We start from the raw sequence: 12,727 nt of genomic DNA on the forward strand, positions 1-12,727 counted from the left end.
AATACCTTTCAATAGTTAAAAGGGGTGGAATGTAATGGCATCAGAACCGATTGAGGATATTAAAGTGGTAAAACAGGATCAGTTAGAAGCCAGTGGTAAGAAAATAGGTAATGAATTTTATGTCCCTATGACATTTCTCGAGAAAGGATTCAGCCTAGAAAAAGTATGGGTGGAGAGGCAGAATATGTTGAAAGTCAATGTCACCAAAGCAAGATCTTTAGACATTAATCATTATGACTGGAATGGTAATTACCTCCACTATGATTTGAATAAGGTTGAGAATTGGAATGTATCGTTCGACCACGAAGGGATTCCTAAAACCATCTACTCTCATGGTACTTACTATAACCCTTCTACAATTGCCCAATATGGGTTGGAGCATTACAGTCTTTATTTAAAGAATAAGGAAGAATCAAGTAAAAACAAATTTTTCAAGACTGCTGAATGGTTTATGAAGACACAGGACCATCGAGGAGGCTGGGCCTATCAGTTTGATCATCATTATTATCCAGAAAGGTTTCCTCCCTTAAAAGCTCCATGGTATTCAGCCATTGGTTTAGGAATGGCTATGTCGGTGTTAGCACGCGCCTCCCATCTTTCAGGAAATAAAAAATATAAGAAAAGTGCCTTGAGTGCTACGGCCATTTTTAAAATTCCTTCCCGTCAAAACGGGGTTCTTGCTAAATTTGAAAGCAAGTATCTCTTTTATGAAGAAAGCCCGACCCATCCTCCTAGCTATATATTAAATGGTTTCATGTTTTCCTTAATCGGGTTGTACGATCTATGGAAGGCTACCAGCGATAAGGGGACTAGAAAGCTCTATGATGAAGGAATTGCTTCATTAAAACGTATGCTCCCTCTATACGATTTAGGAAATCGAACTGCCTATGACCTCACACATTATACTACAGATGGCGGCTACCCTAACGTTGCAACATGGGGATATCATGTCGGCCACATTCATTTACTGGATGCCCTGCATTCAATCGAAAAGGATCCGAAAATGAATGAAACATTATCAAGATGGAAGGGCTATTTAAAAGGTGTAACCAAATAATGTTATTAAAAAAGGGGCTAGGAAACAATGCCTTCTCTTACCGGAGCGCCCGTTGGCCGTCACAGTAATCTGTGCGAGAACAGTGATAACGAGCGGGTGTTCCGGCAAAGAAGATTAACGAAAAGACTTAACGTGATATGTAGCTGTTCAAGAAAGGGTGGGAATGGTGTCAAAAAGAGTCTGCATGGTTGTTGCCTATCATCCATTTCTAGATGCGAGAATTTTCAAGAAGGAAGCTAAAAGCTTACAGAAGAAGGGGTACCATGTCACAATGATTGTTCCGAGAAAGGGTGGACATCTATTCGACATCGATGGTACCCCTTTTACAAATCGGTTCAGGAATAAGGTATTTACCCATGATGGAATAAGAATAGTCACATACAACTGGGAAACTTGCAGAGATCAATTAAGCAAAGTATTAAGTGATGAAAGTGTTTGGGAGAGACAGGGGTTTACCAATCAATTAACACAGCTCGCTATTCAACAAAACGCAGATATTTATCATACACATGAGTATCTTTCGCTTTTTGCTGGTGTAGGTATAAAACGATTAATGAGGAAAAGGAAAGGCAAAGATGTAAAGTTAATTTATGATAGCCATGAATTGACTCCCGACCCATTGAGTCCGAGATATACAGAACAACATAGAAACGAGTTGAAACAGAAACTTCTTATCATGCTTGATGAGGTTGATTATGTGATTACTGTTTCAGATTCCATTAAATCTTGGTATCTGTCTCACAAACCCGGACTGCCAGTGGAAGTGATCTATAACTCACCTCCTCTCGCTAACAATTATCTGCCTAAAGAATATAACTCTACTGGATTAACGATGGGCTATGAAGGAAACATCGATGATAAAAAAGGCATGAAAGAAAAGATGATAGGGATCGTAGAGTTATGCTCGAAGAAGATAGACTTTCAATTTAAGATTATGGGAGGAAGCCGGTTTGATAATCCCTTTGATATCCCCAAGCATCTTCAAAAGAACCTCTCGTTAACCGGATGGGTGGATTACCTTGATATTCCTAAGTATATGAAAGATGTTGATATTGGCTGGGTTGATTTGGAGAATGTAGAAAACTCGCTTAATTTCAACTATGCCATGCCGAATAAGTTCTTTAGTTATTTAAACAATGGCATTCCAGTATTAGTGAATAAATGCCATGATATGGAGGCTTTTATAAAGAAACATCAATGTGGGTATGTCGTTGATAAAACGAATGTCACCCCACAAGATTATGCAAACGCAGTGCTGGAACTTAATAAAAACAAAAACGCTTTGAAGCAGATGAGCCAGAATGGGCGCAAGGTAATGGAAAACTTGTACTCATGGGAAAAGATGGAGGAACGGCTATGTAACATTTATCAGCAACTTTAAGCTAAGTATTTAATTCTCACCCTGTAAACAGAAAGGAAAGATAAAAGTGAGAGTTCTGCATATCTCTTATGGATCCCCCATGGTCGAATTGTGTAAGGCATTACAGTCAAAGGGTATTGAGGCTTCTTCGTGTCACTTCGATGAACATCCTTTTAAATTTCAGCCTGATATATGTTTACAACTGAATCAACATCCAAAACAGGAAAGAGAAACTAGAATAGAACAGTTTTTTCAAGACTCTATACCTAAGTATGACATCTTCCATTTCCATTTTGGAGAAACATTTTTCCTCGATAAAAGAGACATGGAAATTCTGCAGCGTGCAGGAAAGAAAATGGTCGTACACCACCACGGTTCAGATATCCGCTTGCTTACGGCAGCCCAAAAGAATAATCCTTACGTTCAAGTGAAGCCTGAATGGACAGAAGAAAAAATATATAATAATATAGCTTCCTTATCAAAATATATTGATCACGCGATAGTCCAGGACCCTGAACTAGAAGGATATATTTCAAACTTATATAGTCATACCCATGTGATCCCACATACCATCGACGTACATCAATTTAAGCCACAATATCCGAATGTCAATCAAACTTCTCCCCTTATCGTTCATGCTCCTACCTCACGACATATTAAAGGTACTGAATTCATAGTAAATGCAGTTCAGGAGCTGCAACGTTCAGGATTATCATTTCGATTTAAACTAATTGAAGGATTATCCAATGAGGAAGCTAAAAATCTGTTTGCTCAATCAGATATTGTGATCGACCAGTTGAGAATTGGTGCATATGGCTACGTTAGTTCTGAAGCAATGGCATTAGGGAAACCAGTTATATGCTATATAAGAGAAGATCTTATCGAGAAGTACCCCGCTGGTTTGCCCATTGTAAATGCAAATCCCGATACGATTACTTCTGTGTTAGGAAGCTTAATTAGAAACCCAAGGCAAAGAAGAAATACAGGGTATAAAGGAAGAATGTATGTCATAGAGAACCATATGGCGGAGAAAGTCGTTAGCAAATATATAGACATTTATAATAAACTATAGGGGTAATGCAAGATTTATTTGCTTTGGGGAGAACTAACTTTTGACACAGTCGCTGCTTCCCTTCAAAAATTCTTGGTCAAAATCTCGATGATTTTTTCTGAAGTTTTTCCATCACCAAAAAGAAGCGGGTGTTCTTTAGGGATTGGGAGAGTGTCTACGATTTCTACTATTTTCTTTGTGGAGGAACCAACTAAATGATTCCAGCCATGCTTCACCGTTTCTTCCCACTCTGTTTCATCCCTAAGGGTGATACAAGGTACTTGAAGCATATAAGCCTCTTTTTGCAGACCTCCAGAGTCGGTTAAAATCGCTCTCGCCTTGGAAGCAATGGCTAACATATCAAGATAATTTAATGGCTCGACTAGCTTAATAGAGGACGATGAGATTATACTGGTTAACTTAAATTGGCCAATTTTGCTTTTTGTTCTGGGATGCAGTGGAAGGACAACTTCCATTTCTAATTGTTGCAAGGCTTCAAATATAGATGTTAAACGAGCAGGATCATCTGTATTTTCAGCGCGGTGAATTGTGGCCAGATAATAGTTGTTTTCTGAAAGCGATAAGTCCTTTAGGATGGAAGATTGCTGCAACGCATAGGGTTTAAATTGTAAAACAGATTCATACATAATATCTCCTACTTGATAAACTCCCTTTTCAATTCCCTCTCGCCTCAGATTTTCAATAGCTATATTGGACGGACAAAACAAATATTCTGAGAGATGATCCGTGATCATTCTATTAATCTCTTCAGGCATTTTTTTGTTAAAACTGCGCAGCCCCGCCTCGATGTGGGCTACCGGAATGTGAAGCTTCGATGCCGCCAAGCTTCCAGCAAGAGTAGAATTGGTATCTCCATAGACGAGTACAACATCTGGGTGAACCGTAGTTATAACCTTTTCAAGTTCACTTAACATGGCGGCTGTTTGTTTCCCATGCGAACCAGAACCGACTCCTAAATAATAATCTGGTTTCGGGAGATTCAATTGCTGAAAAAAAATGGCCGACATATTATCATCATAATGTTGGCCGGTGTGTACCATAATTTCTTCTATGGCTGAATAAGATTGTAAGATTTTAGATACCATACTGGCCTTGATAAATTGAGGCCTTGCTCCCACTACAGTTAAAATCTTCATGACATACTCCTTCCAAATCCTTTACTCTAGTATGTTCGTAAGCCCTTATTTAAGGGGGAAGGCGTCTCGGCCTGGTAAATTCAGATTCAGTCCGGAACAAGATGTGAGAATTTATCAGCGTTTTTACGGATGACTGTTATTTGCTTTAGTCATTCGATCTTTCACCCAATTAACAGTCTTAGCAATACCCTCTTTAAACGGTGTTTTCGGATATTGACCCACCATGGTTTGTAATTTACTTGCGGATCCTCTATGACTATTAACATCAGCTTTTCGAGTAGATTTCCTTAAAACTTTCCCTTTAAATTTCATAGCATCACTTATCGTTTCTACTACCTGCTCAATCGATAGTTGTTGATCAGTGGTGATGTTTACACAGTCGCCAGGCGCAAGCTTCAAGAAGACTTCAGAAACAATATCGACCGTGTCTTCTACATAGATAAAATCTCTTGTTTGCTTTCCTGAACCATGTATTTCAGGAGACTGTCCCTCAATGATTTTCTTAATGGTGAGCGGGATTAATCCGGCAAGGGCTCCTTCGAAGTTTTGTCTGGGCCCGTAATTGTTAAAAGGTCTTACAATAAAGGCATCTAAATCAAACATTTTCACATACGATTGCAGCATTAAATCTGCTGAAGCCTTTCCTGCCGCATAAGTCGTTGTAGGAACAAGCGGATGCTTCTCATCCATAGGTTCGTATTGCGCAGAACCATACGCTTCTGATGAGGAAAAATGGCATAAGGTTTGGAAGACTTTCTTACGTTGGAGTTCTAATAAGTTTTTTAAGACTAGCACATTGGTCAAATATGCATTGGCGGGGTTCATAAACGAGTAATTCAAGGCTTTTGTAGCACAGTTAAATACGATATCAATATCATGAAACTCCATGATGTAATGGAGGGCATCTTGATTCTCAGCATCATCTATATGAAGTACTGCTCCCTTACTCAGGGCATCATCTAAGTTCTCCTTCTTCCCAACGAAGAGGCTGTCGACAATAACTACCTGCGCTGCTCCTTCTTCTAGCATCTGATCTGCCAAATGACTTCCGATAAAGCCAGCTCCCCCAACAATTAATATGTTACTATTCATAAGTGACGGTCGCTTCACTATCTGTCACTCCCCTTCTTTAGAATCATTAATAATTTAAGCGGGACTGCCCGCCATCTACTGAAATGGTGGTCCCTACAATCCATGAAGCTTTATCAGATGCCAGAAAGGCTGCAACATTGCCAATTTCCTCAGGCCTCCCAAGCCTTCCTGCCGGGATCTTTTCATCTCCATATTTTTTCAAAAAATCTGGGTCACGCTCTAACCTGCGCTTCCACTCTTTGTTGGGATGATAAATTGCCCCTGGAGCAATTCCTATAACACGAACATTATCTTTGATAGCTTCAGAACTGAAGGATTTTGTAAAACTAATAAGGGCAGCTTTAGATGCATTATAGGAAGGAACTCCACCTGCTTCTTTTCCATAAATAGAGGCCACGTTGATGATGACTCCCCGCCCATTGTGGAACATTTGCTTACTGGCTAACTGACTTAGATGAACAGCACAGATGAAATTTAACTTCATTGCTTTTCCAAATACTTCAAGAGGCGTGTTCGCTATTTTGTCTCCATGACTTGCCCCTGCATTATTAACTAAGATATCAATGGTGTTAAAATCAGCTATGAATTCTTGGATGAGCTGCTCTCGTTGTTGGTCACTCTCCAGATCCTTCTGGTACGTTTCTACACCTAATTCCTGCTTGACTTGAAGGAGTTCACTTTGATTTCTAGCTGTAACACCAACTTCCGCTCCCTCCTTTTTGAAGGCAGCAGCTATCGCTTTCCCAATCCCTCTTGATCCACCAGTTATCAACACTTTTTTTCCTTTTAAACTCAGCTCCATTTTTGTCTCTCCCAGCCTGTCATGGTTGCCGACGTCAGCATTCTTTCATTACATTGAAAACAACAGATCATTTTAATTGTATGAATAATCCATGTGGGGTGTTAATACGTTATTAAAAGGAATGACATGTGGTTTGTACTAAAGTGGAGGTTATCATGAATAAAAAAGTTTGCTTTTTAGTAACAGAACATCCCTTCTTGGATGCGCGTATTTATAAAAAGGAAGCTAGAAGCTTAGTGAAGCAAGGCTATGAGGTCACGATGATTGTTCCGAGAAAAAACGGCTATCTGTTTGACATTGATGGCCGTTCTTTTCGCGATAAATTTCAATCACAATCCTTTAATTATGATGGGATTCACATCATTACGTACGAACAAATGCATCCTGAAAAAAATATTAAAGGTCTCCTTTATAACCTCCGATCCGGGGGCTCCAAGCGATTTAACGACCCACTTACACAGTTAGGTATCGCACAACAAGCAGATATCTATCATGCTCATGAATTTTTCTCCCTTTATTGCGGAGTTGGAATTAGACGGGCTCTAACCGCAAAAGGGCACCGCTGCAAATTGATTTATGACAGCCATGAATTAGAACCCGATCCTTTGGTGGCTCAACCGAGGAATCTCTTGAAAAGCAAACAGCAAATGCTTGAGTTGATGCTAAAAGATGTAGATTTCGTTGTAACCGTATCGGAATCTATTAAATCCTGGTACCTCGACATCAACCCCCGCCTCCCTGTCGAGGTGATCTATAATTCCCCCCCACTGGCACCTTCCTTCGAATCTAATAAAGAGACAAGATCACATCTGATCATTGCCTATGAAGGCGTCATCAGTAAACAGAGAGGCAGCTTCAATAAGTTCCTAGATATCATAGAACTGTGCAATCAAAAGTTCGATTTAAGAGCAAAGATTATTGGCGGCTGGAAAGACTGTAGTCAGGAATTTTCCCTTCCGCAGTCCTTAAAGGATAAGGTGGAATTTACTGGTTGGATAAACTATGATTCAATCCCCTCATTGATGAGGGGAGTAGATGTAGGCTGGGTAGATTTAGACACTGAACATTCGCTTAATAACCGCTTTGCTATGCCAAATAAATTCTTTAGCTACTTAAATAATGGTGTTCCTGTTTTAACGAATCAGTGCAAAGATATGGAAAGCTTTATCCAAACCTACCAATGTGGATACAACGTTAAAAAGCGTCAGGCCACAGCTGAAGATTATGTTCAAGCCCTACTGTTCCTTTATTCTAATCGAGAGAAGCTGCTTCAAATGAGTCGCCAGGCCAGAGCTATAATGGAATCCCAGTTCAGCTGGGAGCACATGGAGAATAGACTTTTTACAGTTTATGATCACCTTTCTCAAGATCTTTAAAGCCTAATCCAGCCATTTAGGTTACTCCCTTCCATGAAGAAATCCCAATCGCCCTACGGATCCCTCTTATTACTGCAGCCCTATTAACCTTTCACAATCTTACTCATGAGAAACAGGATAATCCCGGGAAAAGTCCAAACATTTTGTTTTTCATCCTCATAAATTATGAAAGAACTTCTAAAAGAACACAGAAATGGGGTTGAAACATGATGATGGACCAGAACCAGTCATTGCCGAATGTAGCCGTAATAGGACTCGGAAAAATAGGTCTTACTTTAGCAGCTGTATTCGCCAATAATGGGTATAATGTCTTCGGTGCGGATATAAACAGTGACGTCGTTTCCTCTGTCAACAAGGGAATTTCTCACGTTAAAAATGAACCGGGATTAGACCAGTTAGTCTCAGACGCCCATAAAAGTAAAACTTTATCAGCCGCTTCATCTACAACAGAAGCAGTGGCTCAATCAGATATCACCGTTGTTATTGTCCCCGTACTGGTTGATAAAGAAAATAATGTGGACTATCAATTTATTGATGCAGCAGTCGAGGATATCGCGAAAGGAGTTAAGCAAGGCTCGTTAATCATTTTTGAAACAACACTGCCACCAGGGGATACGAGAAATCGATTCGGCAGAAAGATAGCCGAAATTTCAGGGTTACGTATGGGAGAAGACTTCTATCTTGCGTACAGTCCCGAGAGAGTCTACTCCAATCGAATCATTTCGGATCTGCAGCATTATCCAAAAGTCGTCGGAGGACTTAATACAAAGAGTCTAGAACTGGCCTCCAATTTTTATAAAAAGTCCTTGAATTGCGAATTGATTGAAGTCAGCTCACTGGAAACGGCAGAATTCTCTAAAGTTGCAGAGTGTGTGTACCGTGATGTAAATATTGCTCTGGCTAATGAACTCGCTCAATTTGCTGAAGAAAAAGGAGTCCATATGTCTGAAGTGATCGGGGCCAGTAATAGTCAGCCCTATTCCCATCTGCATTCCCCGGGCATTGGCGTCGGCGGGCATTGTATCCCGATCTATCCATACTTTTTCATCAATAAAGGATTAGAACAAGGGTTGACACCACTATCCAGGAAAATCAATGACAGTATGGCCGGGTACGCCATTTCCAAGATGGAGAAAGAGATCGATTCTTTAAAGGATAAAAATATTCTAATTTTAGGATTGTCGTATAGAGAAAATGTCAAAGAGCCGACGAAATCGACTACTTTACTGCTGATTGAACAACTACGACGCAAAAACGCCAATCTATTCGTTAACGATCCAATGTTTACAGATAAGGAAATTGAGAAGTATGGAGCAATACCATTATCGTTACAGGATCCACTTGTATCCGAAATGGATGGTGTTATTCTGCAAGCGTTTCATCAGGAATACAGCCATTTAGACTTTAAAAAATTTACAAATTGTAAGCTCGTGTTAGATGGCCGTAATCAGCTGAATAAAAACGAAATCATTGAGTCGGGGATTAAGTATGAAGGAATAGGCGGCTAAACAAGATAGAAAGGAGGTTGTATCAATTGACGAGTAACCATTTTGACCACATACCCATGGTTGATTTGAAAGAGGAATTGAGATTGATTAGAGAGCCAATTCTAGTGGAATTAACGGAAGTCATAGAAAGTGGAGATTATATATTAGGGAAGAAAAGCGAGGAACTAGAAAAGTTAGTAGCCCAGTATGTGGGAGCAGACTACGGGATTGGAGTAGCCAACGGGACAGATGCCTTACAATTATCACTCATGGCCCTAGATATTGGTCCTGGAGATGAAGTCATCACCACTCCATTCACCTTCTTTGCAACTGCAGAAGCCATTGAACAAGTAGGGGCTAAGCCTGTTTTTGTAGATATTGAAGAAGAAACTTACAATATCGATCCAGCTAAAATAGAAGCAGCGATCACTCCTCACACCAAAGCTTTAATCATCGTCCATTTGTATGGGCAAGTGGCTGACATGAAAGAAATTATGAAGATCGCCAAAACGCACCAGCTGAAAGTGATAGAAGATGCCTGCCAGGCTATTGGATCCGAATGTGATGGCAGAAGAGTTGGTGCACTAGGTGACATCGGCTGTTTTTCTTTTTTCCCTTCAAAAAACCTTGGAGCATTTGGGGATGCTGGTATCGTTGTAACAAACCAGAAAGAACTGTATGAAAAGGTCAGTAAACTTCGTAATCACGGGAGTGAAACCAAATATCAGCATTCCACAATAGGAATGAACAGCAGGCTCGATGAACTTCAGGCAGCTATTTTGCTCGTTAAGTTATATTATTTAGACATCTTCCTGCACAAACGGAAAGAAATTGCCAGGAGATACACGGAGCACCTTCACCATCTTTTCAAAACTCCATCCGTTCAGGAAAACCGCGAGCATACTTTTCATCAATACTGTATTGAACTGGACAATCGGGATGAACTTGCTGCAGAACTAAACAAGAAGGGGATTGCTTCAGCTATTTATTATCCGATCCCCTTACACTTGCAGGAAGCTTTTCAGCATCTTCACTATAAGGAGGGGGACTTTCCTGTTGCAGAGAAGTCAGCTAAAAGAATATTGGCCCTCCCTATGTTTCCTATGCTTTCTTTTCAAAAACAAGATTATATTATGTCAACAGTAAAAAGATTGATGAAGAACAATGGATAAGACAATGTCCATTGTTCTTTTAGTCTAGAGTTTTTAAGAAATCATTCCATTTGGATGAATGACTCTTTGTAATGCTTTCCGTGTGTTCCCGTATATTATAAACAGTAAAATCCTGATAACTAAATCGTGAGGTTTTAATTAAGCGATTTAACACACTAACATCCTCGTAAAGTCTCCCCTTTTCAAACTCAATCACCGGAAATCCCCCTTGCTGCTGTAAGATTGAAGTCCGGTAAATTCTTGGGCCAAGTGGAAAACGATAAGACAGCAGATCAGCTCTGCCTTTAATAGCGTGACCTTTCATAACCCTTTTATAAAGTACATCCCCCTCTGACTGCTTCCATTTTCTAAAATTACCGTACAATACAGAAACATCTTTAGGGAGACCTACTAATCGTTTTTTAATCGCAGAAACAGCGTCAGGATCAAGCCAATCATCAGCATCAAGTTCCAATATAAAATCGGATGTTACGTAGGGTAATAAATCATTTAAGGCCTTCGCTTTCCCCTCATTCTTTTTGTGAAAAACTCTTATCCGAGTTCCTTCCTCCCATTGTTGCAGCTGTGTATAAGAGCTGTCCGTTGATCCATCATCGATGATCAGTAACTGCTCGACTTGTTCACTTTGCAGCAGACAGGAAACAACAGCTGTTTCAACATACTCTCCCATATTGTAATTAGTAATAAGAACAGAAAGGGATGGATGATCCACTTCGACCTTATTCAACTGATACTTCTGGATAATTTTTTGCTTTTCCATGATATGTGAAGAGCTATTTTTCCTGGATTGCCTTACAAGGTTCTCTTTAAAGGATGTAAGAGATGGTTCGATAGTTGACAACCAGGAAGGAAAAAGAGCCTCCTCGAAGGGCAGCTGGTGAGAAGATAAAAAACGGTGCTTGTTAAGAAATTCCTTGCTAACTAGCAAAGGGCGTTGGATCTTGAGGTCTCGATTATAGTAAAAGGACCCTAATATGGTTTTCGGATGATGCAGTTGGAGAGCGTCCATATTGATTGTGGGAGAAAGGTAATCTGTTTCTTGAAGAAACAGCACGTATGAACTGGATATAGTTGGGATGATACGATTAAGTGTTTGTCCCAGGTCATTACTCTCGAGTACTTTAATCTGGTTCAATCCTTTATGAAAGGCCACGTTTGGTTTCCGCAAAACAATTGTGGATTCCAGCCGGGGGCTGATCGCTTCTAGAGAGTTCACAGCCTTATGCAGAGCGGCTTGATTGGAATAACTAATGAGGAGGGCTGTAATATCTTTCACTAGTGGGCCTCCCTTCTGTTTAATTGTGGTGTTTTTCTCACAATTTCTATAAGCTATTCATTTGTTCAATGTTTTATGAGATATGATAATTTAAAGATAATAAAGGCTGTATTCTAAAAGATTGTTGTTTTTAACACAAACTATAAACTGCATCATAACATATGGCTTCGGAAATACACTACGCTTTCCGCGGGCTTACGCTGAGGCTTCTCGCTCGCAAAGAACGCTCACTGTGGGGTCTCTTCGTGTATTTCCTTCGCTGGTATGGCTGTTGTGACGAAATTTATATCAGCGGCGAAAGGGGAAAGCGTAACAAAATTTACGAAAAGAGCCATAATAAAAGGGCCATTACCCATGTGGAATCATAAGTAACAGCCTTTTTATAGAAAGGAAAAACCAGCCTGAATCCTATGAATACTTCTCTCTCCTAATCACTTATCATGATTAAATAATTCCTTGCATCCTCAAGACTACTTCCGCTATTATGGCCGAACCCAAGAAAGTGCCAATCATAACGAACGATGCTACCACAATCGTTCTCCATCCGAGCTTAACAAAGTCGGTCCATGAACGGCCGATGGCAATTCCTGCATAGGCAAGAATCGGCGTAGTTAATGCCAATAGATTTATGCTGCTCGTCATGGCTACAATTTGTTCGGACCCGGGCATCCATGGCATCGAGATCAGGACACCTACAATAGCGACATAAGCTATGCTTGGGATATCGATTGGAATAAGCTTCTGCATAATCATACCAACTAAACTGACTAGAATCAGAATGACCATCCCTGGAATGGCCCCTACCGGAAATGTGCCATATCCAACCCAGTTTCCAAGTAGTGAAACAATACCAAAGATTACTAATAGCACTATCCACTCTTGCATACTTTTCATCAT

At 40.1% G+C, this 12,727-nt stretch carries 11 protein-coding genes; 6 read left to right on the forward strand and 5 right to left on the reverse strand.

Annotation, left to right across the window (positions count from 1 at the left end; translation table 11 throughout):
* Positions 1-34 precede the first annotated feature (34 nt).
* From P9989_RS16270 to P9989_RS16280, 3 genes are all read left to right on the forward strand, one after another.
* Entirely contained in the window at positions 35-1,057 is a 1,023-nt protein-coding gene (locus P9989_RS16270; RefSeq protein WP_283075916.1) for a D-glucuronyl C5-epimerase family protein, read from the forward strand.
* Positions 1,058-1,241: 184 nt separating this feature from the next.
* The gene (locus P9989_RS16275; protein ID WP_283075917.1) at positions 1,242-2,438 is read left to right on the forward strand and encodes a glycosyltransferase; all 1,197 of its coding nucleotides are present in this window, start codon (positions 1,242-1,244) and stop codon (positions 2,436-2,438) included.
* A gap of 304 nt (positions 2,439-2,742) precedes the next feature.
* Positions 2,743-3,489 (forward strand): glycosyltransferase family 4 protein, encoded by a 747-nt coding sequence (locus tag P9989_RS16280; protein WP_283075918.1) that lies wholly within the window; start codon positions 2,743-2,745, stop codon positions 3,487-3,489.
* A 62-nt stretch (positions 3,490-3,551) separates the two neighbouring features.
* Here the strand turns inward: P9989_RS16280 and wecB are convergent, their stop codons facing one another.
* The 3 genes from wecB to P9989_RS16295 all read right to left on the reverse strand — a co-directional run bounded on the left by wecB (position 3,552) and on the right by P9989_RS16295 (position 6,519).
* Positions 3,552-4,625, reverse strand: coding sequence for a non-hydrolyzing UDP-N-acetylglucosamine 2-epimerase (gene wecB, locus P9989_RS16285; protein WP_283075919.1), 1,074 nt, complete (start codon positions 4,623-4,625; stop codon positions 3,552-3,554).
* 123 nt (positions 4,626-4,748) lie between these two features.
* A complete protein-coding gene (locus tag P9989_RS16290; protein ID WP_283075920.1) occupies positions 4,749-5,717 on the reverse strand; it encodes a dTDP-glucose 4,6-dehydratase in 969 nt (322 codons plus the stop codon).
* Positions 5,718-5,763: 46 nt separating this feature from the next.
* The gene (locus P9989_RS16295; RefSeq protein WP_283075921.1) at positions 5,764-6,519 is read right to left on the reverse strand and encodes an SDR family NAD(P)-dependent oxidoreductase; all 756 of its coding nucleotides are present in this window, start codon (positions 6,517-6,519) and stop codon (positions 5,764-5,766) included.
* A gap of 155 nt (positions 6,520-6,674) precedes the next feature.
* Between P9989_RS16295 and P9989_RS16300 the strand changes: the two genes are divergently transcribed.
* From P9989_RS16300 to P9989_RS16310, 3 genes are all read left to right on the forward strand, one after another.
* Complete coding sequence (locus P9989_RS16300) at positions 6,675-7,895, forward strand: glycosyltransferase (RefSeq protein WP_283075922.1); 1,221 nt, start codon at positions 6,675-6,677, stop codon at positions 7,893-7,895.
* Between the two features lie 206 nt (positions 7,896-8,101).
* Positions 8,102-9,403, forward strand: coding sequence for a nucleotide sugar dehydrogenase (locus P9989_RS16305; protein ID WP_283075923.1), 1,302 nt, complete (start codon positions 8,102-8,104; stop codon positions 9,401-9,403).
* Between the two features lie 56 nt (positions 9,404-9,459).
* Positions 9,460-10,554 (forward strand): DegT/DnrJ/EryC1/StrS family aminotransferase, encoded by a 1,095-nt coding sequence (locus tag P9989_RS16310; RefSeq protein ID WP_283078953.1) that lies wholly within the window; start codon positions 9,460-9,462, stop codon positions 10,552-10,554.
* 19 nt (positions 10,555-10,573) lie between these two features.
* Here P9989_RS16310 and P9989_RS16315 read toward each other — a convergent pair whose 3' ends face one another.
* The gene (locus P9989_RS16315) at positions 10,574-11,830 is read right to left on the reverse strand and encodes a glycosyltransferase family 2 protein (protein WP_283075924.1); all 1,257 of its coding nucleotides are present in this window, start codon (positions 11,828-11,830) and stop codon (positions 10,574-10,576) included.
* 444 nt (positions 11,831-12,274) lie between these two features.
* Positions 12,275-12,727 (reverse strand): hypothetical protein, encoded by a 453-nt coding sequence (locus P9989_RS16320; protein WP_283075925.1) that lies wholly within the window; start codon positions 12,725-12,727, stop codon positions 12,275-12,277.

The organism is Halobacillus naozhouensis (genome assembly GCF_029714185.1).
Taxonomy (GTDB): Bacteria; Bacillota; Bacilli; order Bacillales; family Halobacillaceae; genus Halobacillus_A; species Halobacillus_A naozhouensis.